The 25,512-nt window shown below is 73.8% G+C and carries 23 protein-coding genes; 11 read left to right on the top strand and 12 right to left on the bottom strand.

Going from position 1 to position 25,512, the window contains the following annotated elements; all coding sequences use genetic code 11:
- Positions 1–3,720, bottom strand: a complete 3,720-nt coding sequence (locus tag ACIQUQ_RS23795; protein ID WP_403979133.1) for a nitrate reductase subunit alpha — start codon at positions 3,718–3,720, stop codon at positions 1–3.
- A gap of 742 nt (positions 3,721–4,462) precedes the next feature.
- Here ACIQUQ_RS23795 and ACIQUQ_RS23790 point away from each other — a divergent pair.
- Both ACIQUQ_RS23790 and ACIQUQ_RS23785 read left to right on the top strand, forming a co-directional pair.
- Positions 4,463–5,116 (top strand): hypothetical protein, encoded by a 654-nt coding sequence (locus ACIQUQ_RS23790; RefSeq protein ID WP_403979130.1) that lies wholly within the window; start codon positions 4,463–4,465, stop codon positions 5,114–5,116.
- 72 nt (positions 5,117–5,188) lie between these two features.
- Positions 5,189–5,968 (top strand): hypothetical protein, encoded by a 780-nt coding sequence (locus tag ACIQUQ_RS23785; RefSeq protein WP_403979127.1) that lies wholly within the window; start codon positions 5,189–5,191, stop codon positions 5,966–5,968.
- Between the two features lie 123 nt (positions 5,969–6,091).
- Here ACIQUQ_RS23785 and ACIQUQ_RS23780 read toward each other — a convergent pair whose 3' ends face one another.
- Genes ACIQUQ_RS23780 through ACIQUQ_RS23770 form a run of 3 tightly spaced genes read right to left on the bottom strand, consistent with a single transcriptional unit; the run spans position 6,092 to position 8,565 of the window.
- A complete protein-coding gene (locus tag ACIQUQ_RS23780) occupies positions 6,092–7,303 on the bottom strand; it encodes an MAB_1171c family putative transporter (RefSeq protein ID WP_403979124.1) in 1,212 nt (403 codons plus the stop codon).
- Between the two features lie 3 nt (positions 7,304–7,306).
- Positions 7,307–7,861: a toxin-antitoxin system, toxin component gene (locus ACIQUQ_RS23775; protein WP_403979122.1), complete on the bottom strand. Its 555-nt coding sequence runs from the start codon at positions 7,859–7,861 to the stop codon at positions 7,307–7,309.
- A 35-nt stretch (positions 7,862–7,896) separates the two neighbouring features.
- Complete coding sequence (locus ACIQUQ_RS23770) at positions 7,897–8,565, bottom strand: helix-turn-helix domain-containing protein (protein WP_399941186.1); 669 nt, start codon at positions 8,563–8,565, stop codon at positions 7,897–7,899.
- A 220-nt stretch (positions 8,566–8,785) separates the two neighbouring features.
- On the opposite strand from ACIQUQ_RS23770, the gene ACIQUQ_RS23765 reads away from it, so the two are divergent.
- From ACIQUQ_RS23765 to ACIQUQ_RS23755, 3 genes are all read left to right on the top strand, one after another.
- Complete coding sequence (locus ACIQUQ_RS23765) at positions 8,786–9,772, top strand: helix-turn-helix domain-containing protein (RefSeq protein WP_403979118.1); 987 nt, start codon at positions 8,786–8,788, stop codon at positions 9,770–9,772.
- Between the two features lie 153 nt (positions 9,773–9,925).
- Positions 9,926–11,278, top strand: coding sequence for a 6-phospho-beta-glucosidase (locus ACIQUQ_RS23760; RefSeq protein ID WP_403979116.1), 1,353 nt, complete (start codon positions 9,926–9,928; stop codon positions 11,276–11,278).
- Positions 11,279–11,336: 58 nt separating this feature from the next.
- Complete coding sequence (locus tag ACIQUQ_RS23755; protein WP_403979112.1) at positions 11,337–13,442, top strand: MDR family MFS transporter; 2,106 nt, start codon at positions 11,337–11,339, stop codon at positions 13,440–13,442.
- A gap of 320 nt (positions 13,443–13,762) precedes the next feature.
- On the opposite strand, the gene ACIQUQ_RS23750 is transcribed toward ACIQUQ_RS23755, so the two are convergent.
- The gene (locus ACIQUQ_RS23750; protein WP_403979110.1) at positions 13,763–14,248 is read right to left on the bottom strand and encodes an NUDIX hydrolase; all 486 of its coding nucleotides are present in this window, start codon (positions 14,246–14,248) and stop codon (positions 13,763–13,765) included.
- A gap of 435 nt (positions 14,249–14,683) precedes the next feature.
- On the opposite strand from ACIQUQ_RS23750, the gene ACIQUQ_RS23745 reads away from it, so the two are divergent.
- Positions 14,684–16,081 (top strand): FAD-dependent oxidoreductase, encoded by a 1,398-nt coding sequence (locus ACIQUQ_RS23745; protein WP_403979107.1) that lies wholly within the window; start codon positions 14,684–14,686, stop codon positions 16,079–16,081.
- Between the two features lie 10 nt (positions 16,082–16,091).
- Here the strand turns inward: ACIQUQ_RS23745 and ACIQUQ_RS23740 are convergent, their stop codons facing one another.
- Positions 16,092–17,156, bottom strand: a complete 1,065-nt coding sequence (locus ACIQUQ_RS23740) for an ATP-dependent DNA ligase (RefSeq protein WP_403979104.1) — start codon at positions 17,154–17,156, stop codon at positions 16,092–16,094.
- Positions 17,157–17,230: 74 nt separating this feature from the next.
- Here ACIQUQ_RS23740 and ligD point away from each other — a divergent pair, with 74 nt between their 5' ends.
- The gene (ligD, locus tag ACIQUQ_RS23735; protein ID WP_403979101.1) at positions 17,231–18,259 is read left to right on the top strand and encodes a non-homologous end-joining DNA ligase; all 1,029 of its coding nucleotides are present in this window, start codon (positions 17,231–17,233) and stop codon (positions 18,257–18,259) included.
- Here the strand turns inward: ligD and ACIQUQ_RS23730 are convergent.
- Positions 18,254–18,640 carry a DUF6193 family natural product biosynthesis protein gene (locus ACIQUQ_RS23730; protein ID WP_403979098.1) on the bottom strand — a complete coding sequence of 129 codons (387 nt, stop codon included), beginning with the start codon at positions 18,638–18,640 and terminating at the stop codon, positions 18,254–18,256. The two genes, ligD and ACIQUQ_RS23730, sit on opposite strands and share 6 nt — an antisense overlap.
- Before the next feature lie 157 nt (positions 18,641–18,797).
- On the opposite strand from ACIQUQ_RS23730, the gene ACIQUQ_RS23725 reads away from it, so the two are divergent.
- Positions 18,798–19,670 (top strand): alpha/beta hydrolase, encoded by an 873-nt coding sequence (locus tag ACIQUQ_RS23725; RefSeq protein WP_403979095.1) that lies wholly within the window; start codon positions 18,798–18,800, stop codon positions 19,668–19,670.
- Between the two features lie 41 nt (positions 19,671–19,711).
- On the opposite strand, the gene ACIQUQ_RS23720 is transcribed toward ACIQUQ_RS23725, so the two are convergent.
- Positions 19,712–20,362: a TetR/AcrR family transcriptional regulator gene (locus tag ACIQUQ_RS23720; RefSeq protein WP_403979094.1), complete on the bottom strand. Its 651-nt coding sequence runs from the start codon at positions 20,360–20,362 to the stop codon at positions 19,712–19,714.
- Between the two features lie 190 nt (positions 20,363–20,552).
- Between ACIQUQ_RS23720 and ACIQUQ_RS23715 the strand changes: the two genes are divergently transcribed.
- Together ACIQUQ_RS23715 and ACIQUQ_RS23710 are read left to right on the top strand one after the other, a co-directional pair.
- Entirely contained in the window at positions 20,553–21,341 is a 789-nt protein-coding gene (locus ACIQUQ_RS23715; RefSeq protein WP_403979093.1) for a VOC family protein, read from the top strand.
- A 69-nt stretch (positions 21,342–21,410) separates the two neighbouring features.
- On the top strand, positions 21,411–21,659 hold the full coding sequence (locus tag ACIQUQ_RS23710; RefSeq protein WP_403979091.1) for a WhiB family transcriptional regulator: 249 nt from the start codon (positions 21,411–21,413) through the stop codon (positions 21,657–21,659).
- Positions 21,660–21,721: 62 nt separating this feature from the next.
- Here ACIQUQ_RS23710 and ACIQUQ_RS23705 read toward each other — a convergent pair whose 3' ends face one another.
- The 4 genes from ACIQUQ_RS23705 to ACIQUQ_RS23690 all read right to left on the bottom strand — a co-directional run bounded on the left by ACIQUQ_RS23705 (position 21,722) and on the right by ACIQUQ_RS23690 (position 24,823).
- The gene (locus tag ACIQUQ_RS23705; RefSeq protein ID WP_403979089.1) at positions 21,722–22,696 is read right to left on the bottom strand and encodes an acyl-ACP desaturase; all 975 of its coding nucleotides are present in this window, start codon (positions 22,694–22,696) and stop codon (positions 21,722–21,724) included.
- Between the two features lie 116 nt (positions 22,697–22,812).
- Positions 22,813–23,589: a dimethylargininase gene (ddaH, locus tag ACIQUQ_RS23700; protein WP_403979086.1), complete on the bottom strand. Its 777-nt coding sequence runs from the start codon at positions 23,587–23,589 to the stop codon at positions 22,813–22,815.
- 106 nt (positions 23,590–23,695) lie between these two features.
- The gene (locus tag ACIQUQ_RS23695; RefSeq protein WP_403979083.1) at positions 23,696–23,893 is read right to left on the bottom strand and encodes a hypothetical protein; all 198 of its coding nucleotides are present in this window, start codon (positions 23,891–23,893) and stop codon (positions 23,696–23,698) included.
- Between the two features lie 78 nt (positions 23,894–23,971).
- Entirely contained in the window at positions 23,972–24,823 is an 852-nt protein-coding gene (locus tag ACIQUQ_RS23690) for a helix-turn-helix domain-containing protein (protein WP_403979080.1), read from the bottom strand.
- Positions 24,824–25,098: 275 nt separating this feature from the next.
- On the opposite strand from ACIQUQ_RS23690, the gene ACIQUQ_RS23685 reads away from it, so the two are divergent.
- A complete protein-coding gene (locus ACIQUQ_RS23685; RefSeq protein WP_403979078.1) occupies positions 25,099–25,500 on the top strand; it encodes an ATP-binding protein in 402 nt (133 codons plus the stop codon).
- The last annotated feature ends 12 nt before the right edge of the window (positions 25,501–25,512 follow it).

The following is a 25,512-nucleotide window of genomic DNA, read 5'->3' as shown; positions in this document are numbered from 1 at the left end:
TCAGTACTCCACCTTCTGCGACCGGCGCCGGATGACCGTCACCTCGTCGCGCTGGTTGCCGGTCGGCCCCAGGTAGTTGAAGGCCCAGGAGAGCTGGGCGTACCCGCCGATCAGATGGCTCGGCTTGAGGATGAGCCGGGTCAGCGAGTTGTGGATGCCGCCGCGGCGGCCGTTGTGCTCCGCCTTGGGCACGTTGACCGTGCGCTCCTGCGCGTGGTGCATGTAGACCGTGCCCTCGGGCATGCGGTGCGAGACGATCGCCCGCGCCACGACCACGCCGTTGCGGTTGACCGCCTCGATCCAGTCGTTGTCCGCGACGCCGATCGCCTCCGCGTCCTGCGGCGACATCCAGATGGCCTGGCCGCCGCGGGACAGGGACAGCATGAACAGGTTGTCCTGGTACTCGGAGTGGATGGACCACTTGTTGTGCGGGGTGAGGTACCGGACCGTCACCTCCCGGTTGCCGTCCGGTCCGAGCACCGGCTCGCCGAACAGCCGGTGCATGTCCAGCGGCGGCCGGTACACCGGCAGGCCCTCGCCCAGCTCGTGCATCCAGTCGTGGTCGAGGAAGAACTGCTGGCGGCCGGTGAGCGTGTGCCAGGGCTTGAGGTGCTCGGTGTTCAGCGTGAACGCCGTGTACCGGCGGCCGCCCGATTCGCTGCCCGACCACTCCGGGGAGGTGATCACGGGCACGGGAGCCGCCTGCGTGTCGGCGTACGTGATGTGCTTGCCCTCGTGCTCGGACGCCAGGTGCGCCATCTCCTGGCCGGTGCGCTCCTCCAGGGTGTGGAAGCCCTGCGTGGCCAGCCGGCCGTTGGTGGTGCCGGAGAGCCGCAGGATGGTGTTGGCCGCCTTCACCGCCGTGTCCAGCAGCGGGCGGCCGTCGGCCGGGCCGCCGCGGGCCGTGCCGTTCAGCGCGCCGAGTGCCTCGATCTCCTCGTCGGGCCGGAGCACGATGCCCTTGGCCGGCAGGCCCAGCTTCTCGACCAGCGGGCCGAGCGAGGTGAACTTGGCGCCGACCGCGGTGTAGTCGCGCTCCACGACGGTCAGCTGCGGCATGGTCTTCCCGGGCACCGGCTCGCACTCGCCCTTGCGCCAGTCCAGTGCCACGCCGCCCGGCTGGGCGATCTCGCCCGGGGTGTCGTGCTGGAGCGGCGAGGCGACCAGGTCCTCGCGGGTGCCCAGGTGGTCGCGGGCCAGCTCGCTGAACCGCTCGGCCACGGCCTTGAAGGTCTCGAAGTCCGTGCGCGCCTGCCAGGGCGGGTCCACGGCCGGGGTGAAGGAGTGCACGTAGGGGTGCATGTCGGTGGTCGACAGGTCGTGCTTCTCGTACCAGGTGGCCGCCGGCAGCGTGATGTCGGACAACAGGGTCGAGGAGGTCATCCGGAAGTCGAGCGACAGCAGCAGGTCGAGCTTGCCCTCCGGAGCCTGCTCGTGCCATGTCACATCGCGCGGCCGCATCCCGGGCTCCGCCTCCTGCGCGTTCAGCGACGAGTGCGTGCCCAGCAGGTGCTTGGTGAAGTACTCGGCGCCCTTCGCGGAAGACCCCAGCAGGTTCGCCCGCCACAGCGTCAGCACCCGCGGCCAGTTCTCCGGCGCGTCCGGGTCCTCGCAGGCGAAGCCCAGCCGCCCGGCCTTCAGCTCGTCCACCACGTACGCCGCCGGCTCCCGGCCCGCCGCCCGCGCCTGCTCGGTGAGGTCCAGGGGGTTGCGGTCGAAGGTGGGGTACGAGGGCATCCAGCCCGAACGCGCCGACTGCGCCAGGCAGTCGGCGCCGGTCATCCCCGCGAAGCGGCCCTCGCCCAGCGGCGAGGCCAGCACGTCCGCCGTGAACCGGTCGTACCGCCACTGGTCGGTGTTGAGGAACCAGTACGCGGCACCGATCATCTGCCGCGGCGGCCGCGACCAGTCCGACGCGGCGGCCAGCGTGGCCCAGCCCGTCACCGGGCGGCACTTCTCCTGGCCGACGTAGTGCGCCCAGCCGCCGCCGTTGCGGCCCTGGCAGCCGGTGAGCTGGAGCAGCGCCAGGAAGGCACGGTAGATGGTCTCGGAGTGGAACCAGTGGTTGGTGCCTGCCCCCATCAGGATCATGCAGCGGCCCTGGGACTCCTCCGCCGTGGCGGCGAACTCCCGCGCGATGCGCACCGCCCGCGCCGCCGGCACCGAGGTGTGGGTCTCCTGCCAGGCTGGCGTGCCGGGCTGGCTCGCGTCGTCGTACGAGACCGGCCAGTCGCCCGGCAGGCCCGGGCGGCCCACGCCGTACTGGGCGAGCAGCAGGTCGTACACCGTGGTCACCAGCCGCCCGCCGATCCGGCGTACGGGCACGCCGCGGCGCATCACCTCGCCCCGGCCCTGGCCGTGCGTGCCGCCCTCGGTGTCGAAGCGCGGCAGCAGCACCTCCGCGGTGCCCGCCGCGCTGTCGCCGCCCTGGAGCGTGAGGGCCGGCCGGATGCCGCCCAGGTCGAGGTTCCACTTGCCCTTGCCGGACTCCGTCCAGCGGAAGCCCAGCGACCCGCCCGGCACCACCGGCTGCCCGGTGGCCTCGTCCAGCACCGCGGTCTTCCACTCCGCGCCCTCGGAGGCGTCGCCCAGATCGGATGCGCGCAGGAACTTCGCGGGCACGTGGGCGCCGTCGCGCTCCTCCAGCGTCACCAGGAACGGCAGGTCGGTGAACCGCTTCACGTAGTCGGTGAAGAACGGCGTCTGCCGGTCGACGAAGAACTCCTTGAGGATGACGTGCCCCATCGCCAGGGCCAGCGCCCCGTCGGTGCCCGGGTGCGGGTGGAGCCACTCGTCGGCGAACTTCGCGTTGTCCGCGTAGTCCGGCGCGACCACCACCACCTTCTGGCCGCGGTAGCGGGCCTCGGCCATCCAGTGGGCGTCGGGGGTGCGGGTGACGGGGACGTTGGAGCCCCACATCATCAGGTAGGCCGCGTCCCACCAGTCGCCGGATTCCGGCACGTCGGTCTGGTCGCCGAACACCTGGGGGGAGGCGACCGGCAGGTCCGCGTACCAGTCGTAGAAGCTCAGCATCGGGGCGCCGATCAGGCTCATGAACCGGGCGCCGGCGGCGTGCGAGACCATCGACATGGCCGGGATCGGGGAGAAGCCGGCGACGCGGTCGGGGCCGTACTGCCTGATCGTGTGGACGTGCGCGGCCGCGATGATCTCGACGGCCTCGTCCCAGTTCGCCCGCACCAGGCCGCCCTTGCCGCGCGCCTGCTGGTACGTGCGGCGGCGCCCGGGGTCGGCCTGGATGTCCGCCCACGCCAGCACGGGGTCCTTCAGGCGCGCCTTGGCCTCGCGGTACATCTCCAGCAGGACGCCCCGCACGTACGGGTAGCGCACGCGGGTGGGGGAGTACGTGTACCAGGAGAACGCGGCGCCGCGGGGGCAGCCGCGCGGCTCGTACTCCGGGCGGTCCGGGCCCACGGAGGGGTAGTCGGTGGCCTGGGTCTCCCAGGTGATGATCCCGTCCTTGACGTACACCTTCCACCGGCAGGACCCCGTGCAGTTCACCCCGTGCGTCGAGTACACGACCTTGTCGTGGCTCCAGCGGTCCCGGTAGAAGGCGTCGGCCTCCCGGCCGCCGGTCAGCCGCACGCTGTGGAGGTCGGGTGCGTCCTCGCCGCGCCGGAAGAACCGTCCGGCCTTCAGCAGCACCGCGCCCGGCTCCGATGTGGTGTCCCGCACCCGTACCTCCCCGAAACGATCAGCCATGATTCACCATAAAAGTGGCAATTGTCGGATTCCGCGCGGCGGAGCGGTCGACCGGGGGACCCGCGGAAACCCCCGCGCCCGCCCGCGCGACCGTCACCACCGGCGCCCGCGAGACCCCGTGACGCCCGTCGGCGGCGCCGGCCCCCACCAGCACCGCCGCGCACGTGAAGAGGGCCGCCAATTGGGTTGAGGGTCAGCCCGGTTCGAACCGGTGCGGCTCCCGCACCGCCACCTGCTTCCGGTCGCCCCGCAGAAGACGGCACACCGACCGCGCCGGTCCCGCTGCACCCGCCGCGCGTACCGGACCACCACGTACCCGACCGTCACCGCCGCGGCAGCACGGTCAGGGCGCTCGGGCAGCCGAAGCGGCGCGGCGTCCGGTCCTCGCGCGGCTCCTCCGTCCCGACCGCGGGCCCGCCCGGCGCCGCGCCCGCAGGGCCATCGGTGTGATCCGGCACCGGACGGAACCCCGTCCGCCGGCAGGCCGGCACCCGGTGCTGCGTCCGGCCGGACCCCGCCCCACGATCAGCCGGGACCCGGTGCCCCGTCCGGCCGGGACCCGCCCCCCAACCGGCCGGGGCCCCGTCCGCCGACAGTCCGGGACCCCGTCCCCCAATCGGCCGGAACGCGACCCGGCCGGGCGCCGGGCGCGCGCGGGCGCGTATCGATCCCGGCCCGTGATCGTTTCTCCTCCCGGAGCCACCACGCCGTGGTGCGCCCGACCGGACCGGGAGGACACGCGGTGACCGCTTGGCAGTACCTGGCCGGCGCAGGGATGCTGGCCGCCCTCAGCCCGCTGCACGCCCAGACGGCCCAGGCCGCCGAACCCCCGCCGGACCCCGGCGCGTTCCCCGCCGCCGTGCGGCCGGACGCCTGCCCGGGGGAGCCCCCGGCCACCCCGCCCCCGGCCGCCCCGCCCCCGGCCATCCCCGGACCCCCGCCCCCGCTCACCGTGCCCCCGGCGGAGCCCGCACCCGGGCCCGTCCCCGAACCCCCGGCCCGCCCGACCCCGCCCCCCACGCCGGCCCCGGCACCCCCGCGGCCCGCGCCCCGGCACCTGCCCCCGGCCGGGCCGTCACCCGAGCGGCACGCCCCGCCGGCAGTGCCGGCCGCCGCGGCGCCGGCCCCGGTGCCCGGGCCCGCGTACCCGCCCGCCGAAGCCCCGTACCCGGCCCCCGCACCCGCGGCCCCCACGACCGCGCCCGAGACCCCCGCCGCCGCACCCGCACCGCCCGCGCGGGCCTTCCACGTCCGCCCCTACCACCGCTCGGCGCTCCTCCAGCGCCCCGGGCCGCAGGGCATGTCCACCATGACGCTCATGATCGTCGTGACCACCCCGGCGGTCCTGGCCGCCGCAGCCCTGCGCCCCCGCGGCAGGTCGCGCTCCGGCTCCTGACCGGCCCGCCCGGCCCCCGGCCGCGACCACCCCCGACCCCTAACCGTCCCGATCCGACAACCGGAGACCCCCGTGTACGAGTGGCTGATCCTGGCCGTCTCCATGGTGCTCGTCTGCGCCGCCGTCCTCGCCTTCACCAACCTGCGCCACCGCAGGGTCGCCGAGGACGAGGACACCAACGAAACCCCCGACGTCATCGAGTACATGACGATGATGGTCGGCGTCGTCTACGCCATCGTCCTCGGCCTCGCCATCGCCGGCGTCTGGGAGGCCCGCGGCGCCGCCGAGGACAACGTCCGCCGCGAGGCCCAGGCCCTGTACGAGGTCAGCCAGCGCGTGGACGTCTACCCCGGGCCCGTCCGCGACCGCATCCGCGACGAGGTGAGCGACTACGTCTCCCACACCGTGGCAGTCGACTGGCCGCTCCTGACCGACGACAAGGCCCCCTCCGCGCAGGGCACCGCACTCCTGGGCAAGCTGCGCACGGACATCACCCACCAGAGCCCGGCCACCGAGCTCCAGGCCCAGGCCTACCAGCCGCTGCTGGACCACATCGCGACGGCCGACGACGCCCGGCACGCCCGCAACCAGGGCGCGGGCTCCACGCTCCCCGGGATCGTGTGGTTCGGCCTGCTCACCGGCGCCGTCGTCACCATCGGCCTGATCTTCACCCTGCAGATCCGCCGCTCGGGCCGGGAACTGCTGCTGGCGGGCCTGTTCAGCGCCCTGATCGTGTTCCTGCTCTTCCTGGTCTGGAGCCTCGACGCGCCGTTCGGCCGCGAGGGCACAGACGCCGCGGCGCCCTTCCTGGACCTGTTCCCGGCCGCCGTCGCACAGGCCGCCGCGGGCTGACCCGGCCGACCCCCGGCCGGGTCGGCAGGTCCGGCTACCCGGCCGACCCGGCCGGCCCGGCCCCGCTCGCCGGATCCGGCCCGGCCCGGCCGTCCCGCGGGGCGGCGGCAATGCCGCCCCGCCTCAGCCGGTGCCCGTGGCGCGCCGGGCCGCCGCCACCTCGCGGGAATGCCGCAGCGCGTGGGAGATGCGCACCAGGTCCCTCGGCCCCTCGGCCGGCCCCGGTACCCGCACCGGGGTCTCGTCCCCGTCCGGGCCGTCGTCGAGGGCGCCGGGGCCGTCGGGGCCGTCGGGCTCCTCGGCGGCCGCCGAGCGGGCCCGTACCGCGGCCGCGACCATCGCCGCGTCGGCCACGGCCTTGGCGCCGTCCGGCCCCTCGCCGGCCGCCAGGCTCCGCTCGTACACCCGCGCGTGCAGGGCGAGGTCGAAGTACGGGCCCAGCGTCAGGAAGCCGTCGTGGATGTCCGACTCCCGCTGGAGGACCCGCAGCTCGGCCGGCGACCACCAGGCGATCCGCACGCTCGGCGTGCCCGCCGGCACCGCGCCGCGCAGCTCGCGCCAGAGCGCCCCCAGCTGCCGGTACGTCGCCCAGGTGTGCCAGTTGTCCGCGGCCCGCTGGCACATCAGCGGCAGGATGAACCCGATCGCACTGACCAGCGCGCCCATCGACGCCAGCGGGGGAGCGAGGTACGTGCTCAGGCCGTCCCAGTCCCGCCCCGCCCAGCGCGCCCCGACGGCGGCGAACTTCGTCATGTCGTAGGCGATCGTGAAGCCGTAGCCCACGACGATGATCACGAGTCCGGTGCGCAGCCAGCCGCGGACCTGGAGCGACCAGCGCCAGCAGAGCACGGTCATCACCACGGCGGCGATGTGGTGCGTCACCAGGTACAGCGCGATCATCTCGCGGATGTACGGGGTGTTGGCGTAGTACGTGTCGAAGTCGCGCAGCCGCTCCACGGGGGTCTCCCCGAGGACGAACAGCACCACCACCGCCACGATCACGACCCCGTAGAAGGTCGTCCAGCGGCGCGAGAAGCGCCGGGTGTCCTCGGGCGGCCCGCCCCGCCAGTTCACGATCAGGATCAGACAGGACGCGCTGAACGCGCTGATCAGCGCGTACACCAGCGGGGCCGAGAAGTTCGGGGTGCCGGTCAGCCGGTTGACCACGGAGATCGTGGGCGGCGCGGCGAAGACGAAGACCGCTCCCGAGAGGATCAGCAGCGAGCAGACGGAACGCAGCAGCGGGTCACGCCAGTTGTGTCGCAGCGCCGGCAGCTTGAAGGCCAGGGAGATCCACAGGGCGGCCGCGGGAATGTAGTAGTCCCCACCAGTCAACGGTCAGGCCTGCGGTCCTCGGTAGCCCAGCGAGGCCTCGATGCGGCCGGCCAGTCCGTCGCGGCGGGCCGGGGCACGGCCGATGCCGCCGCTCCGCGCCAGCCAGGGACGGCACTTGCTGCCCAGCAGCAGCCCGAACGTCTCGGCCTCCGTCTCCTCCGAGACGTCGGCCCGGGTCCGGGCGGCCACCCGGCGCACCGTCTCGCTGAGGTCCGCCTCCTCCGACAGCAGCCGGGCCGCCACCGCCGCGCCGTCGACGTGGTGGCTGCAGTGGCCGGCCTTCATGTGCCACAGTTCGTGACCCAGGATCACCAACTGGTGGTCCGGGGCGGTGCGTTCCTCGATCACCACGAGGTCCCGGTCCGCCATGTCGAGCCACAGGCCACTGGCCGTCCCGGGTGGGAACGAGGCCATGCGGAACTGCACCGGCCGGCCGCGGTGGCGGCTCATGCCCTCGCACAGGGCGGCGTAGAGGTCCACGGGTTCCGCGGGCGCCGGGAGCCGGAGGCCGGCCACCAGCTCTCCGCACAGCCGCCGCTGCTCTCTGCCTATGCTCACCGTTCTCCCCGTCGGCGCGGATCCGGATCAGGACTTCAGGAATCTGTCGGTTTGACGCTCTCGAGCAGCATGTCCAGCCACTCGGTGACCTTGTCCCGGTGTTTGTCCGTGGGCAGTTGGGCGGCCCGCCAGGCGATGCCGCGGACCCCGTGGTCCTGGAGCAGTCTGGCCAGCGGGTCGGCTCCCGCGGGGACCTGGGCCGGCACGGTCTCCCGCTCGCGTCCCGCGAAGTCCTGCAGCAGCTGCTGCTCCGTCCGCAGGAGGGCGTCGGTGAGCGCGTCCGCGTCGTGGGCGGTGAGGAACCCGGCGTGCACGCCGAAGAACCGCTGGATCGCGTCGCAGTGTTCCATCGTGGGCCGCCGGTCGCCGTTGATCAGCGCGCCCGCCTGCTGGCGGGACATGCCCGCGCCGTCCGCGATCTCCTGCTGGGTGTAGCGGCGGCCGTTGGGCTTCACCCGGGTGCGGCGGAGCAGGGCCAGCCGCTGGAGGAAGCGCGCCTGTACGTCGGGCTCGCCGGCCGGACGGCCGTCGAGGAGGGCCCTGACCACGTCCGCCGGCACACCGGAGGCCTCGGAGAGGCGGCGGAGGTCGAAGACCTCCGCGTGGGCCCGCCCGAGCTTGTCGGCGAGTTCGGCGACGCGCGCCACGGTGGCCGTCAGAGGCGCGGTGGCCACTGGGACGGGAGCCGGGAAGCCGTCTGTCACCAGTGGTTCTCCTAGATCACGCGAGATTGGTTCGGACACGCGGTTGGCCTGAGGAGGCTAACCCGGATGCCCGCCCGACGGCTAGAACTTGCCACAGCTGTGGCGTGAATAAGGCGTCCCCCGGCTGGAATTGCCACAATAGTTGACACTCCATTGAGGCTGGTAGCAGGATCGCCACACGGAAATGAAGATCGCAGACCGTGAGAAGGGGGAGCTCTCGGTGTCACATCTCGCAGCGGTGGGCCCGTCCGATACCCTCGCGCGGTCCGGCCAGGAAGCCCTGGCGGGCGAAGAGCCCGTACGCGGAACGGTTCGGTCGGAGCGGCGCAAGGAACTCCTGCGGCAGCGCCGCGAGGAACTCGGCCTCAGCCAGGAGGACGTGGCCGCACGCCTGCGCATCAGCGTGCGCGCGTACGGGAACTGGGAACGCGGCCTGGTCAAGGAGTGGACCGACCGGAAACTGCTGGCACTCGCCCAGGCCCTGGAAATGAGCGAGCGGCAGTGCTTCTGGCTGTTCCGCGTCATGGCCGACCGCGACCCGCCGCAGTCCTGGCGCCCCTCCGAGGAGAGCCGCCTGCCCGACGACCCCGCACAGCGCGACTACCTCCGCGACTACGCGGCACTCATGGAGGCCGTGCCCTACCCCTCCTTCCTCGTCGACCACCGCTGGGACGTGGCGCTCACCAACTCCGCCTTCGACCAGCTCTTCCAGTCCGTACGACCGCACCCGACGGCCCTCCCGGACGACAACTTCCTGCGGTTCGTGCTCTTCCACCCGGACGCCGCCGCGGTCCTGGAGGACCACGAGCCGGCCTGGTGCGTGCCCCTGCTGGCGCAGTTCTCCACCGCGCTGGCCGCGGCACCGGAGGACGACGGCCTGACGAGCATCCGGCAGGACATCGCCCGCGACCCGTTCATGGAGGCCGCGTACCGCTACGGCGTCCCGCACTGGCTGAGCACGTACGGACCCCAGGCGGCCGAGCGTGACGGCAGCGTACGCGCCGTACGGCACCCCGACCCCCGCTGGGGACGGGCCCGGTGCCGCCTGGTGGCCGAAAACGGCCCCATGCTGGACGGCATGGGCTTCACCCGGATCACCCTGGTCCTCTCCGCCCCGCAGGGCGGCTACGGACCGCCCGTCGGCACGCCCCCGGCGCCCGCGCAGCAGGCCCCCAGGCTCCGCGCCGTCCCGCCGCTCAAGGACTGAGCGGCCGGGACCGCGGAGCCCGCCGGGCCCGCCCGCCGGCCGGCCGGAACCCGCGGCCGGCCGGGGCGCCGCTCCCCGGACGGACCGCACGGAGGCCACACTGTGCGGTACACGGTGACCTGTGACCGTGCAGTGTGAAGGGTGGTATGTCACGTGAAACTGACGATCCTCGGCGGCGGCGGGTTCCGGGTCCCGCTCGTCTACGGCGCGCTCCTCGGCGACCACGCCGAGGGCCGCATCGACCGCGTCACCCTCCACGACGAGGACCCGGCCCGGCTCACCGCCATCAGCCGCGTCCTCGCCGAACAGGCCCGCGGCATCCCCGACGCCCCCGCCGTCACCGCCACCCGCGACCTCGACGAGGCCCTGCGCGGCGCCGACTTCGTCTTCTCCGCCATCCGCGTCGGCGGACTCCAGGGCCGCGCCGACGACGAACGCGTCGCCCTCGAACAGGGCGTCCTCGGCCAGGAGACCGTCGGCGCCGGCGGCATCGCGTACGGCCTGCGCACGGTCCCCGTGGCCCGCCGCATCGCCCGCCGGATCGCCGAACTTGCCCCCGACGCCTGGACCATCAACTTCACCAACCCGGCGGGCCTCGTCACCGAGGCCATGGCCCGCGACCTCGGCCGGCGGGTCATCGGCATCTGCGACTCCCCGGTCGGCCTCGGCCGCCGCCTCGCCCGGCTCGCCGGCGCCCGCCCCGACCGCGCCTTCGTCGACTACGTCGGCCTCAACCACCTCGGCTGGGTCCGCGGCCTGCACGTCGACGGCCGCGACGAACTGCCCCGGCTGCTCGCCGACACCAAGGCCCTGGAGTCCTTCGAGGAGGGCCGGCTCTTCGGCGCCGACTGGATCCGGTCACTCGGCGCCGTCCCCAACGAATACCTGCACTACTACTACTTCAACCGCGAGGCCGTCGCCGCCTACCGGCAGGCCCAGCGGGACGGCCGCACCCGCGGGGCCTTCCTCCGCGACCAGCAGGCCGGCTTCTACGCCGAGGCGGCCCGGGAGGGCACCTCCGCCCGGGCCGCCTGGGAGCGCACCCTGGCCGAGCGCGAGGCCACCTACATGGCCGAGAACCGCGAGGCGGCCGGCGTCGGCGAACGCGACGAGGACGACCTCGAGTCCGGCGGCTACGAGAAGGTCGCCCTCGCCCTGATGCGGGCCATCGCCCGCGACGAGCGCACCACCCTCATCCTCAACGTCCCCAACCGCACCACCCTCTCCGTCCTCGACGCGGACGCCGTCATCGAGGTGCCCTGCCTCGTCGACGCGAGCGGCGCCCACCCCCTCGCCGCGTCGCCCCTCCCGTACCACGCCGTGGGGCTGGTCACCGCCGTCAAGGCGGTCGAGCGCGAGGTCCTCGCCGCAGCCGAGAGCGGATCGCGGGCCGCCGCCGTCAAGGCCTTCGCCCTGCACCCCCTGGTCGACTCGGCGGCGGTCGCCAGGACCCTGCTCGACGGGTACGTCGAAGCCCACCCCGGCCTCTCCTACCTGCGCGGATAGCCGGACCGGGACCGGCCGGCGCCGGCCGCGCCGGCACCCCCGTACGGCGTAATGTCACATGCGACACCCACACCCCGGTGTGAGAGTGCGAGATGTGACCACCCTCCGAGAGTCCGCCCCCGTGGCCGCCGAGCCGCCGCCCGTGCTGGACCGGCGGCGGCGCAACGTCGTCTTCGGCACGATCATGCTCGGCGTGCTGCTCGCGGCGCTCGACCAGACGATCGTGGGCACCGCGCTGCCCACGATCGTGGCGGACCTCGGCGGCGCCGCCCACATGTCCTGGGTGGTCACCTCGTACCTGCTCGCGGAGACCGTCGCCACCGTGCTCGTCGGCAAGTTCGGCGACCTCTTCGGCCGAAAGGTCATCTTCCAGATCTCCGCCGTGGTCTTCATCATCGGCTCGTTCCTGTGCGGCCTGGCCACCAACATGTCGCTGCTCATCGTGTGGCGCGGCCTCCAAGGCGTCGGCGCCGGCGGCCTGATGGTCACCTCCATGGCGCTGATCGCCGACGTGATCCCGCTCCGCGAACGCGGCAAGTACCAGGGCGCCATCGGCGCGGTCTTCGGCGTGGCCACCGTCATCGGCCCCCTCCTCGGCGGCCTGTTCACCGACCACCTCAGCTGGCGCTGGGCGTTCTACGTCAACGTCCCCCTCGCCGTCATGGTCGTCGCGGCCGCCGCCCGCTCCATCCCATCCGTGCGCTCCGCCAGCCGCCCGGCCATCGACTACCTCGGCATCGCCCTGGTCGCCGTCGGATCCAGCGCCCTCATCCTCGCCACCAGCTGGGGCGGCAACGAGTACGCCTGGGGCTCGCCCGTCATCATCGGGCTCTTCGCCGGCGGCGCCGTGGCCCTCGCGCTGTTCTGCGTGGTGGAGACCCGCGCCGCCGAACCCATGCTGCCGATGCGGCTGTTCCGCAACCCGGTCTTCACCGTCTGCTCGGTGCTCAGCTTCGTCGTCGGCTTCGCCATGCTCGGCGCGATGACCTTCCTGCCCACCTACCTCCAGTACGTCGACGGGGACTCGGCCACCGTCAGCGGCGTGCGCACCCTCCCCCTGGTCATCGGCCTGCTCATCGCCTCCGTCTTCAGCGGCAACGTCGTCAGCAAGACCGGCCGTTACCGGGTCTTCCCCATCGCCGGCTGCCTGGTCATGGGCATCGGCCTCTACCTGCTCTCCCGCATGGGCCCCGGCACCGGCACCTGGCTGGAATCGCTCTACATGTTCGTCCTCGGCGTCGGCATCGGCCTGTGCATGCAGGTCCTGACCATCGCCGTGCAGAACACCGTCGACTACGCCGACCTCGGCACCGCCACCTCGGGCGTGACGTTCTTCCGCACCCTCGGCAGCTCCTTCGGCACCGCCGTCTTCGGCACCCTCTACGCCAACAACCTGGGACCCAACCTGGCCGCGGGCGTCGCCGAGGCCGCCCGCACCACCGGCACCCCGCCGGCCGAACTGGCGGGCGCCGCCCAGAGCCCCCAGGGCGTCCACTCCCTCCGCCCCGCCGAGGCCGCGCCCATCGTCCAGGCCTACGCCGACACCCTCCACACCGTGTTCCTGTGGACCGTGCCCGTCGCCGCCGTGGGCTTCGTCGTCGCCCTGTTCCTCAAGGAGGTCAGGCTCCGCGACAGCGCCCGCGCCACCTCCACCGACATGGGCGAGGGCTTCGCTTCCCCGGCCACCACCGGCGACTCCGCCAAGCTCCTCGAACTGGCCGTCGGCCGGCTCATCCGCGGCATGGGCCCGGCGCAGGCCCGCCGCATCGTGGAGGAGTCCGACACCCGCCTCGACATCGCCGGGGCCTGGGCCGTCATGCAGGTCGACCTGCTCACCCGCACCGTCGGCCACGCCAGCCTCGGCCTGATCGCGGCCCGCCGCCACCTGCCGCCCGAGGTGCTCCTACCCGTCTTCGACCGGATGACCGAGGAGGGCTTCCTCTCGCGCGAGGGCAGCTTCTTCTCCCACACCGAGGCCGGCCGCCGCGAGGCCGCGGTCATCTCCGCCGCGTGGGCCGACTGGCTCGGCGCCGAACTGGAGAAGGACCGCGGACGCCCGCGCAGCGCCGAACTCCGCGCCGCCGCCGACGCGATCGCCAAGCGGCTGCTGGCCGAGGACCTCGCCGAGGGCGGCTTCGCCCGCGTCCCGGCCCTCCCGGGCTGACCGCCGCCGCACGCCGGCCCGGCGGGAGTCCGCCGCCCGTGTACCCGGCCGGCGGGTGTCCGCTGCCGTGCGCCGCTCCGGCGGGGACGCCGCCGTACGCCGGTCCCGCGGGCCGGCTCCCCCCACGGCGCTGATCCGGCCCGGCGTCCGCTGCCCGTACGCCGGGCCGGCTGGTCCGCTGCCCGTGCGCCGGACCGCCCGCCGTACGTCGTGCCGCCCGTCCCGCGCCGCCCGTGCCGCCCGTCCCGTGCCGCCCGTGCCGTGCCGGGCTAGGCCCCGTGCCGGGCTGCGTCCCGTGCCGGACTGCGTCCTGCGCCCGGCTACGCCCCCGCCACCGGGTAGCAGTGCGCCGGTACCGCCGCCACGTCCAGGCCGGGGCGCCACACCCGCAGCACTGCCGCCGACGGCGCGAACATCTCCGCCGGCAGCCGCTCCGGCGCGAACCACTCCCACCGCACGATCTTGTCCGGCTCGGTCACCCGTGCCTCGCCGCCGACGCCCTCGGCCACCGCGGCCGCCGTCACCCGACTCACGCCGCCCTTCGCGTCCTTGAGCACCGCCAGCACCCGCACCCGGGCCGGGTCGACCAGCAGCCCCGTCTCCTCCGCCAGCTCCCGCGACCCCGCGGCCTCGAAGCTCTCCTCCGGATCGGTCTTGCCGCCCGGCAGCTCCCAGCGCCCGTCGTGCGCGAGCCCGAGCAGTACCCGTCCGGCCGCGTCCACGACCACCATCCCCACGCCCGACACCGCGTTCGTGGCCGGCAGCGCCCGGTCGGGCCGCTCCTCGCCGGGCTTCCCGTCCGCCATCGCGCATCCCTCCGCAGGTCCGTGCCAGCGCGCCGCCACGGCACGCGACGCCCAGCCGAGGATACGGGCGCACCCCCGCCGGCACGCGCGGCCGCGGCAAGCCCGGCCGCGGGGAGCCCCTCGCCGGCACGCCTGGCCGTGGTGAGCCTGCCGCTGGCACGCCTGGCCGCGGCGAGCCCGTTCCCGGCACACCCACCCCGGCACACCCACCCCGGCACACCCGGCCCCCGGCACACCCGGCCCCGGCAAGCCCTGCCACGGCAAGCCCTGCCACGGCAATCCCGCCGCCGGCACGACACGGCACGGCACCGCACGGCCCGTCCGGCACGCCCCCGCGCGCCCCGCCCCGCCGCCCGGGTTTCGCCCCCGCCCGGCCCGCGCAGGCTCTTGGGCGACGCGGTGCACCGGCCCCGCGCGCGGGCGGCGGGAGGGGCAGTGGCGCATTTCCTGGTCATCGGCGGAGGCATCGGCGGCATGGCCACCGCCCTGCTCGCCGCGCGGCACGGGCACACCGCCGAGGTCTTCGAGCGGGCCGAGCGCGCCCCCGGCACCGACCTCGACGGCGACTTCTTCGGCTGGCACCGCCCCGGCGTCCCCCAGGCCAACCAGCCGCACGTGCTGCTCGGCGCCGCCCGCACCCTGCTCCGCACCGAACTCCCCGACGTGTACGCGGAGATGCTGCGTCTCGGCGCCCGCGAGCGGCACGAGCTCGACTGGTTCGAGGAACGCCCGCCCGCCCGGCCGGGCGACGACGATCTGGTGATGGTGCAGGCCCGCAGGATCGTCCTGGAGAGCGCCCTCGCCTCCGCCCTGCGCGCCGAACCCGCGGTCACCCGCCACTTCGGCACCCCCGTCACCGGGCTCCTCACCCGGCCGGCGGCGGGCGCGCAGCCGCCGCGCGTGACGGGCGTACGGACCGGGGACGGCCGCTCCGAGGGCGACCTGGTCGTCGACACCGCCGGGCGCCGCGGTGCGGTGGACCGCTGGCTCGCCGAGGCCGGCTGCCGGCCCGGCAGGACCGAGCAGCACCGCACCGGCATCGCCTACTTCGGCCGCTGGTACCGGCTGCCCGGCGGCGCCCTCGACGGCCCCGCCCGGCCCTGGTCGGTGGCCGGCGGCACCTTCGCGGGCTGCGCCGTCTTCCCGTCCGACAACGGCACGTTCGCCGTGACCCTGTTCGTCCACACCTCGGACCCCACCCGCGCGGCGCTGCGCGACCCGGCCGTCTTCGAGGCCGCCGCCCGCACGTTCGCGCCCGGCGCGGCCTGGCTCGGCCTCGGCGCCGAACCGCTCTCCGACGTGCTGGCGATGGCGGGGCTCGACAACCGCTGGAGCGCGCCCGCCGACGAGCGGGGGCCGGTGGTCACCGGCCTGGTGCCGGTCGGCGACGCCCTCACCCACACCAACCCCACCCTCGCCCAGGGCATGTCCCTGGCCCTGTGGGCGGCCCACCGGGTCGCCTCGACCGCACACGAGGACCCGGGCGGCGCCCGTTTCGCCACCGGGTACCACGCCTGGGCGGCCCGCACGCTGCGGCCCTGGTTCGACCTCCAGGTGGCGGCCGACGACTCCACCGGCGACCGGCTGGCGAGCCGCGCGGCGCGCACCGGCGCCGCCCGGGAGTCCGCGGCCCTCTTCGACTGCGCGCTCGACGACCCGGAGGTGATGCGGGTACGGGCCCGGGTCCGCCACCTGGCGGAGTCGCCGGAGCGCGCATACGCCGACCCGGGGGTCCGCCGGCGGGTGGCGGACTGGCTGGCCGCCCGGCCCGGGTACGTACCCAACCAGGCGGGTCCCGACCGGGACGAGTGGGAGAAGATCACCGCGCGCTGAGGCGGCGGGGTCAGCCGGTGCCGAGCACCTCGGCCAGGTCGTAGCGGACCACTTCCTCCAGCTGGGCGTACGTACAGCCGTCCGGCGTGCGGTCGGGCCGCCAGCGGCGGAACTGCGTGGTGTGCCGGAACCGGTCGCCCTCCATGTGGTCGTACGCGACCTCCACCACCCGCTCGGGCCGCAGCGGCACCCAGGTGAGGTCCTTCTTGCCGGACCAGCGGCTCGGGGCACCGGGCAGCCGGGCGCCCTCGTGCGCGGTCTCGTCGGACCAGGCGGCCCAGGGGTGGCCGGAGGCGTCGTCGAGCCGCAGCGGCTCCAGCTCCTCGACGAGTTCGGCGCGCCGCTTCATCGGGAAGGCGGCGCAGACGCCGACGTGCTGGAGGGCGCCCCGGTCGTCGTACAGGCCGAGGAGCAGGGAGCCGACGACGGGGCCGCTCTTGTGGAAGCGGTAGCCGGCGACCACGACGTCGGCGGTCCGCTCGTGTTTGATCTTGTACATGACCCGGGCGTCGGGCTTGTAGGGCAGGTCGAGGGGCTTGGCGACGACGCCGTCGAGGCCCGCGCCCTCGAAGCGGTCGAACCAGTCCCGTGCCAGCTCGGGGTCGGTGGTGGCGGGGGCGAGGTGGACCGGGGGCCGGGCCGGGGCCAGGGCCTCGGTGAGCCGGGCGCGGCGGTCGGCGAGCGGTGCGGGCGTCAGGTCCTCGTCGCCGAGGGCGAGCAGGTCGAAGGCGACCAGGCGGGCAGGGGTGCGCTCGGCGAGCAATGTCACACGTGACGCGGCGGGGTGGATGCGCTCGGTGAGCCGGTCGAAGTCCAGCCGGCCGTCGTGGACGATCACGATCTCGCCGTCGACGACGCAGCGGTCGGGCAGGTTGGCCTTCAGGGCCGCCGCCAGTTCGGGGAAGTACCGGGTGAGGGGCTTGCCGGTGCGGCTGCCGATCTCGATCTCGTCGCCGTCGCGGAACACGATGGCCCGGAAGCCGTCCCACTTGGCCTCGTACTGCATGCCGGCCGGGATCCGGGCCACGGATTTGGCGAGCATCGGTTTCACGGGCGGCATCACCGGCAGGTCCATGGCTCGATTCTGCGCCGGGGCCGCGCGGGCCGCCCGGTGTGCGGGGCCCGGCGGGCGCGCTTACCGTGGCGGGCATGGGATCTGCGGTGGAGCTGGACGCGGGCGGACGCACGGTCCGGCTGTCCAATCCGGACAAGGTGTACTTCCCGGAGCGCGGGCTGACGAAGCTGGACGTGGCGAACTACTACCTCGCGGTGGGGGACGGGATCCTGCGCGCCCTGCGCGACCGGCCGACCACCCTGGAGCGCTACCCCGACGGGGTGGAGGGCGAGTCCTTCTTCCAGAAGCGGGCCCCGAAGAACCTGCCCGACTGGATCCCGACCGCGCACATCTCCTTCCCCAGCGGCCGGACGGCGGATGAGATCTGCCCGACGGAGGTGGCGGCCGTGCTGTGGGCGGCGCAGCTGGGCTGCATCACCTTCCACCCGTGGCCGGTGCGCCGGGACGACACCGACCGGCCCGACGAGCTCCGCATCGACCTCGACCCGCAGCCGGGGACGGACTACGGCGACGCGGTGGAGGCCGCGCACGAGCTGCGGGACGTGCTCGACGGGCTCGGGCTGCGCGGCTGGCCGAAGACCTCGGGCGGCCGCGGGCTGCACGTGTTCGTGCCGATCGCGCCGCGGTGGACGTTCACCGAGGTCAGGCGGTGCGCGATCGCGATCGGGCGGGAGCTGGAGGAGCGGATGCCGGGCCGGGTGACCACGGCCTGGTGGAAGGAGGAGCGCGGCGAGCGGATCTTCGTGGACTACAACCAGACGGCGCGGGACCGCACGATCGCCTGCGCCTACTCGGTCCGCCCGCGCCCGCACGCCCCGGTCTCCGCACCGCTGCGCTGGGACGAGGTCGGCAGCGCCGAGCCGCGCGACTTCGACATCGTGACGATGCCGGCCCGGTACGCCGAGCTGGGCGACGTACACGCGGACATGGAGGACCACTCCTTCACGCTCGACGCGGCCCTGGAGCTGGCGGAGCGCCACGAACACGACCACGGCCTGGGCGACATGCCGTACCCGCCGGACTACCCGAAGATGCCGGGAGAGCCCAAGCGCGTCCAGCCCAGCCGGGCCAGACACGACGGCCCTCCCGGCCGGGATTCATGAGGCGGGCCCCAGCCCCTCGGGCAGGTGGGCGGTGACGAGGCGGACGGCCTCGTCCGCACTGGCGGCGTAGCCGATCACCCGGGAACTACGGGCCTCGCACACGCGGAACCGTCCGTCCGGCAGGGGGTCGACGGCCGGCGCCTGGACGACGTACGGGAAGGTCGTGGAGGTGCTGAGGCGCAGGGTGTGGTCGGAGGTGAACGGGAAGAGCTCCCGCAGCCTCGGTTCCGCACGGGCCGCCTCCAGCAGGGCGACGATGTCGGGGAACGGACTCCCCGGTGCGCGGACCTCGTGATCGTCACGCTGGCGCTGCCAGGTCAGGATCAACTGCTGCCATCTCGCCTCGACCGCACGGGGCGGCATGGATGCGTTCGAATTCACCGTCGGAGTGTGCCGTCCCGCCGGCCTTTGCGGAAGGTGTGCGTCCACAACGATCGAACTTCGTGTGACCGGACAAACACAGGACCGAAAAACAACACGAACGATCGTGCTAATATCTTCGCATCCGCCGTCCTGAGCGAGATCCGGAGAAACGGGCATGCAACCCATGGCTTCCCTGCTCGGCGCCGCCCTCGGCGCCGGCTCGTACGTCGCGCCGGCCCTCACCGGGCGGGCCGCGTTCCACCTGTTCGTCCGGCCCGCCGGGCGGAGCACCGCGCGGCCCGAGGAGGCCGCCCTGATGCGCGAGGCCGTCGTCGGGCAGGTCCAGGTCGACGGCCGTGCCGTCACCACCTACCGGTGGGGGAGCGGCGGCCGGCCCGTGCTGCTGGTGCACGGGTGGTCCTCCCGGGCCGCGAAGTTCGCCGGGTTCGTACGGGCCCTCCGCGAGCGCGGCCACACCGTCGTCGCCTTCGACGCCCCCGGCCACGGCGCCTCCGCCGGCCGCGCCACGAACATCCGCCAGATGCGCGACGCCATCCGGCAACTCCAGGAAGAGAACGGGGAGTTCGCGGCCGTCGTCGCCCACTCCTTCGGCGTCCTCGCGACCTTCTTCGCCCTCCGCAGCGGCGTGCGCGCCGACCGTGTCGTCGCCCTTGGCGGGGTCGCCGACTTCGACTACCTGCTGGCGCAGTTCTCGGCCCGGCTCGGCCTCGGCGCCCGGGTGCAGCGCGCCCTGCGCGCCCACGTCGAGGAGAAGCTCTTCCCCGGCGAGCCCGGCATCTGGGACCGGCTCGCCGCCACCCACCGGCCCGACGAGACCGGCGTGCGCGTCCTGCTCCTGCACGACGCCGACGACGAGGTCGCGGCCCCCGCCCAGGCGCGGGCCATCGCCGCCGCGTACGGCGACCGCGCCCGGCTCGTCGAGACCCGCGGCCTCGGCCACCGCCGGATCCTGCACGACCCCCAGGTGATCGCGAGCGCCGTCGAGTTCGCCGTCACCGACGAGAACCTCCCGTCGGCCGTCGCCTGACCGGCGGCCACGGGACCGCGGACGGTGCCGGCAGAGTGGAATCAGGCGGTACCGAACACGGGCGGCCGCTCCGGGAGTTCCTCCGGGGCGGCCGCCGCCGTGCGCAGCCGGGACAGGATGCCGCGCGCGGCCCGCCCGTACGCCGACGGGTCGTCGTGCAGCACCGACTCGGCGTTCGCCATCTCCATCAACGCGATGATCTCGAAGGCGAGTTGGGGTACGTCGAGGTCCGCGTCGAACCCGCCGGCCAGCCGCGCCCGCTCCAGCGTGCCCTCCACGTAGCGCCGCCAGTCCCCACGCGTCTTCGCGATCTCGTCGTGCACGGCGCCGGGGCGGGCGTCGAACTCGGCCGACACGGAGTAGAAGAAGCAGCCGCCGGGGAACACCCGCCGCTCCGAGTACTCCAGCCACAGCTCGCACAGCCGCCACGCGCGCCGGACGCCCTGCGGCTCGTCCCGCAGCGGCCGGATGACCTGGTCGGTGAACAGCTCCGTCGCCGCGCGGACGGTCGCGAGCTGGAGGTCCTCCTTCGAACCGAAGAGGGCGAACACGCCGCTCTTGCTCAGGCCCAGCTCGGTGGCCAGCTTGCCCAGGGAGAGCCCCTCCAGGCCGTCCACGGAGGCGGTGCGCATGGTCCGGTCGAGGACGAGCCTGCGCGTCTGGTTTCCGCGTTCCACGCGACCGTCAGTCATGCCCCCAGCTTACTGAACGCACGGTCGTGCGGTCTGTGGCCCGGGGGCGGGGGGAAGCGGCCCCGGCCCGGGCCGACGCGCGCGGGAAGCCGAACCCGGCGGAATGTCGGTGCCGGGTGCCATGCTCGGAGGTGTCGGAGTCCTGCGGTGGATCAGGGGAGACCGGAGAACCGGTGGCAAGGAGGCCACGATGCTGACCACGAACTACGTCGACGGCGCGCCGAACTGGGTCGACCTGGGCACTCCCGACGTCGCCGGCGCGGAGACCTTCTACTCGGCCCTCTTCGGCTGGACCTTCGAGGCGGGCGGCGAGGACGTCGGCGGGTACGGCACCTTCCGCCTCGGCGGCAGAGCCGTCGCGGGCGGGATGGCCCTCACCGACGAGCAGGGCCCGCCGGCCTGGACCGTCTACTTCCAGAGCCCGGACGCCGACGCGACCGCGCGGGCCGTGCGCCAGGGCGGCGGCCGGGTCCTCTTCGAGCCGACGGACGTCCTGGACCAGGGCAGGATGGCGGTCCTCGCGGATCCCGCGGGCGCCGTCTTCGGCGTCTGGCAGCCGCGGGCCAACCGGGGTCTGGACGCCGTGACGGACGTGGGCACCCTCTGCTGGACCGAGCTGTACACCCCCGACCCGGCCGCGGCGGCCGCGTTCTACCGAGGGGTCCTCGGCTGGGACGTGTCGGAGGTGCCCTTCGACGGCGGCGCGTACACGGTCGTCAAGCCCCCGGGCGCCCCGGACGAGCAGGCCTTCGGGGGGCTGGTGCCGCTCGGGTCCGACCCCGTGGACGACGTGCCGTACTGGACGCCGTACTTCGAGGTCCCCGACTGCGACGTGACCGCCGCCCGTGCGGAGGAGCTGGGCGGCAAGGTCCGGCTGACACCGGAGTTCATGGAGGGGGTGGGCCGGTTCGCCAAGCTCGCCGACCCCGCCGGGGCCCGCTTCGCCGTCATCGCCAGCGCCCCGCCCCCGGGCGCGTGACCGCCCGCGGGCGGCCGCGTTGAACGGTCGTTGATCAGCCGTTTATCGGCCCCCGGCACGATGCCGTTCATGCCGATCACCAAGACTCTCTCGCCGCTGGACTGGACGACCGACGCGCTCTGCGCCCAGACGGGCCCGGCCTTCTTCTTCCCGGAGCCGGGTACGTCGGTGCGCGACGCGAAGCGGCTGTGCGGGGCCTGCACGGGGCGCGCGGCCTGCCTGGAGTACGCCCTGGCCAACGACGAGCGCTTCGGCGTGTGGGGCGGGCTCTCCGAGCAGGAGCGCCTCGCCCTCCGCCGCAGCCGCTCCGGGGCCTGAGACCCCGGCCCGGTCCGGACGACGGGCCCGGCGGCCCGGCGGCCCGGCGGCCCGGAAGGTGCCTACGCCTTGCCGCGCGCGGCCATCCGCGCCGCGCGGGCGGCCAGGCGCTCGTCGAACTTCTTGGCCTCGGCGTCCAGGCCGTTCATGAACAGCCCGAGCTCGTCCTGCGCCTGCTGTCCCTCGGGGCCGAGGCCGGCGATCTCCATGACCTTGAGGAAGCGGAGCACCGGCGCCAGGACGTCGTCGTGGTGGATCCGCAGGTTGTAGACGCCGCCGATGGCCATCTGCGCGGCCATGCGCTCGAAGCCGGGCATGCCGTGTCCGGGCATCCGGAAGTTGACGACCACGTCCCGCACCGCCTGCATGGTCAGGTCCGGGGCCAGCTCGAAGGCCGCGGAGAGCAGGTTGCGGTAGAAGATCATGTGCAGGTTCTCGTCCTGCGCGATGCGCGCCAGCATCCGGTCGCAGACCGGGTCGCCGGACTGGTGGCCCGTGTTGCGGTGCGAGATGCGGGTGGCCAGCTCCTGGAAGGACACGTACGCCACGGAGTGCAGCATGGAGTGCCGGTTGTCGGACTCGAAGCCCTCCGACATGTGCTGCATGCGGAACGCCTCGAGCTTGTCCGGGTCCACGGCGCGCGAGGCCAGCAGGTAGTCGCGCATCACGATGCCGTGGCGGCCCTCCTCGGCCGTCCAGCGGTGCACCCAGGTGCCCCAGGCGCCGTTGCGGCCGAAGAGGGTCGCGATCTCGTGGTGGTAGCTGGGGAGGTTGTCCTCGGTCAGCAGGTTGACGACGAGCGCGATCTTGCCGATCTCCGTGACCTTGGACTGCTCCGGGTCCCACGCCTCGCCGTCCTCGAAGAAGGCCGGGAAGTTCCGCCCGTCGCCCCACGGCACGTACTCGTGGGGCATCCAGTCCTTCGTGACCTTCAGGTGGCGGTTGAGCTCCTTCTCGACCACCTCTTCCAGCGCGAACAGCAGCTTGGCGTCCGTCCACGCCGCAGAGCTGCCGAGGTGGGGAGAGGTGATGGTCACGGGTACTCCAGGGGGCAGGCCGAATACTTACGGCTTCGTAGGTTACGAAACCGTAGGTTAAAGCCGCCGTGAGGGGTCGCCAACCCCCACCTATTGAATTGTCCGGTTACGGTGCGTTATGAGTAGAGGTCGCGTAGGCGAACAGAGAGACAAGTCACGCAGCCTTCGAGCTTCTCGAACTCGCTGATGTCCACCTGAACCGGTTCATATCCAAGGTCCGCGAACAGCTCCGCGCTCCTCGGCGCGCTCGCCGCCATGAGCAGTTTCCGGCCACCGAGGAGCACCACGTGGGACCCCGCCTCCTCAGGTACCGGAAGGAACCGGCCGAACGCACTCGGGGTGTCCACCAGCGGCGGGTGGCCGATAACCGTCCCGTCGGGCAGCGCGGTGACCGCGGACTTCAGGTGCAGCACCTTCGAAACCGGTACGGCCACCACGCGCGCGCCGACCGGCTCGAAGGCCGCGCGCAGCTGCCGTACGCCCTCCGCGTTGGTCCGGCCGCCCCGGCCGACGTACACGGTGTCGCCGATCTTCAGTACGTCGCCGCCGTCCAGGGTGCCGGGCTCCCTGATCCGGTTCACCGAGCAGCCCAGGCGCGCGACCGCCTCCTCGACGGCCGCGATCTCCGGCCGACGGGAGTCCGCGCCGGGCCGCGTGACGAGGGCGACGTTGCGGAACATCACCACCGCGTCCTCGACGAACACCGCGTCCGGGCAGTCGTCCGCCGGGTCGACCTCCACCGTCTCCCAGCCGTGGGCGCGCAGGGCGTCGGCGTACGCGCCCCACTGCTCCAGGGCGAGGCCGGCGTCGACCGGCTCCCGCTCGATGTGGGTCACGAGCCCCTCGGTGAGGCGCGGTCCTGGGCGGCGGATGAGTGCTTTGCGGCTGGGCACCGTACGAGGCTCCTGGGTCCGGGAGTGGGCGGGGCGCCCATCATCGCCCGCCCGGCCCGCCGCCGTCAGCCCTCCTGGCCGGTTCGGCGAGCCGCCCCCGGCCGCATCAGGCCAGCAGGTGGTCCGCCGCGCCCGCCTTCACCGCGAAGATCAGCGCGCGGAGTGCCTCGATCGAGTCGGTGACGTACTCGCCGGTCTGGGTCGTGCCGATGTACGCCCGGCCGGACGCGTCCCGTCCGAAGCGGAAGCAGTTGGCGCCCTCACTGCAGAAGGCCTCGTCCCAGGCGATGTCGCTCGTGGTCATGTCGTCTCTCCTCAGGCGTGCGATCGCGGATCGGCTCGGTGCGCGCGGGTGCCGCCCCGTCCGGGGCACCCGCGGCCGTCACAGGTCCCGTGCGAGTGCGTGGATGAAGTCGGCAGAGGCCCGCTCGGGCAGCGCGAGCCCGCGCAGCCGGTCCAGCAGGCCCCGGTAGCGCCGCAGTTTCATGTCCGAGTCCAGGAGCATCGAGCCGTGCGAGGTGTCGAGCTGTACGGTGTCCAGCTGGCCGATCGGGGCGGCGGCGTACGTGAAGGACTGCCCCGCGCCCGGGAAGCCGCCCGCGGTGAAGGGGATGACGCGGACCGTGGTGTGGTCGCTCCCGGACTGCTCCAGGATGTGTTCGAGCTGGGCCCGTGCCACCTTCGGCCCGCCGAACTGCATGCGCAGCGCGGCCTCGTGGATCACGGCCTCGTACCGCGGGGGCCGGTCCCGCTCGAATATCCGGCGGCGGTTCATCCGCAGTTCGAGCCGGGCCCCCAGGTCCGGCTCGGGCAGCGGGGGGTCGGCGGTGTCGAAGACGGCCCTGGCGTGCTCCTCGGTCTGCAGCAGCCCGGGTATGTGGGTGGTCACCGCGGTGTGCAACGCGGCTGCGTGGTGCTCTAGTTCGGCGATGTCGAGCAGTCCCGGGGGCAGCATCCCGCGGTGCCGTTCCCACCATCCCCTGTCGCGCTCCCGGGCCATCGCGGCCAGCAGGTCGACCAGGGTCGTGTCGGGACAGTCGTAGTTGAAGGCGAGCGTGCGGACACGCTCGGCGGTGATGCCGATCCGGCCGGATTCGATGTTGGGGATCCGCGTCCGGTCGACCCCGAGGAGCGCGGCGGCCTGCTGGACCGTCATGCCCGACTGTTCACGGAGTTTGCGCAGCTCACTGCCCAGACGCTGCTGCCGTGCTGTCGGGGTGCTCCTGGGCGGCACGAATTCCCCCTCCTGTGCCGGACCGGGCGTGCGGGGCCCGGACCGGTTCCGAAATGGCATGAGAAAACACCACGTGGTCACACAAGTAGTAGCACTGTGCACCCCGTTGCGCTACGGTCGGTAGTGCAAGTCTCACACGGGGCGACCCCGTGCCCATGCATGACCACGCACCACGCACCACGCACCTCAGAACTGGGAGCAGCACGATGACGGGCACCCTCCGTGGCCTGCGGTCGATCCATGAGCCCGGGCCGTCCGGGTCGGGTACACCGGGTGTGGAGAAGCTGAGTTACTCCATAGGCCTGCCGGGTGGCGCGTACTGCGCGGGCAGCGCGCGGTCGGCCGTGCGGTCCCTGCTCACCCGGCACGGACTGGCCGACCTGTGCGACACGGCGGCGCTGGCCGCGTCCGAACTGGTCGCGGGCGCCTACCGGTTCACCCCGGACCAGGAGCTGGTGCTGAAGATCCGCTGGCAGTTCGGGGCGCTGCGGATCGTGGTGTACGACCAGCACCCCGCCCATGCCTCGCCGGCCGAGAGCGAGGAGTGCCGGCGCCGGCGCAGCCGGGGGATGTGGCTGCTGGCGGCGGTGGTGGAGTCCTGTGGCGGGGACTGGGGGCTCACGCCGGTGATGACACCCATGGGCGGCACCAAGTCCTGGGCCTTACTGCCCCGTTGACCGGGACGGCCG

The organism is Streptomyces sp. NPDC101118 (genome assembly GCF_044759445.1).
GTDB lineage: Bacteria > Actinomycetota > Actinomycetes > Streptomycetales > Streptomycetaceae > Streptomyces.
The sequence above is the reverse complement of the archived record's forward strand: the minus strand, read 5'-3'. Positions and strand labels throughout refer to the sequence as shown.

Coding starts and splice junctions, on each gene's coding strand:
- ACIQUQ_RS23795 (WP_403979133.1), bottom strand. CDS start 3,720: ATGGCTGATCGTTTCGGGGAGGTACGGGTGCGGGACACCACATCGGAG.
- ACIQUQ_RS23755 (WP_403979112.1), top strand. CDS start 11,337: ATGCGACACCCACACCCCGGTGTGAGAGTGCGAGATGTGACCACCCTC.
- ACIQUQ_RS23750 (WP_403979110.1), bottom strand. CDS start 14,248: ATGGCGGACGGGAAGCCCGGCGAGGAGCGGCCCGACCGGGCGCTGCCG.
- ACIQUQ_RS23740 (WP_403979104.1), bottom strand. CDS start 17,156: ATGGACCTGCCGGTGATGCCGCCCGTGAAACCGATGCTCGCCAAATCC.
- ligD (WP_403979101.1), top strand. CDS start 17,231: ATGGGATCTGCGGTGGAGCTGGACGCGGGCGGACGCACGGTCCGGCTG.
- ACIQUQ_RS23725 (WP_403979095.1), top strand. CDS start 18,798: ATGCAACCCATGGCTTCCCTGCTCGGCGCCGCCCTCGGCGCCGGCTCG.
- ACIQUQ_RS23720 (WP_403979094.1), bottom strand. CDS start 20,362: ATGACTGACGGTCGCGTGGAACGCGGAAACCAGACGCGCAGGCTCGTC.
- ACIQUQ_RS23715 (WP_403979093.1), top strand. CDS start 20,553: ATGCTGACCACGAACTACGTCGACGGCGCGCCGAACTGGGTCGACCTG.
- ACIQUQ_RS23710 (WP_403979091.1), top strand. CDS start 21,411: ATGCCGATCACCAAGACTCTCTCGCCGCTGGACTGGACGACCGACGCG.
- ACIQUQ_RS23695 (WP_403979083.1), bottom strand. CDS start 23,893: ATGACCACGAGCGACATCGCCTGGGACGAGGCCTTCTGCAGTGAGGGC.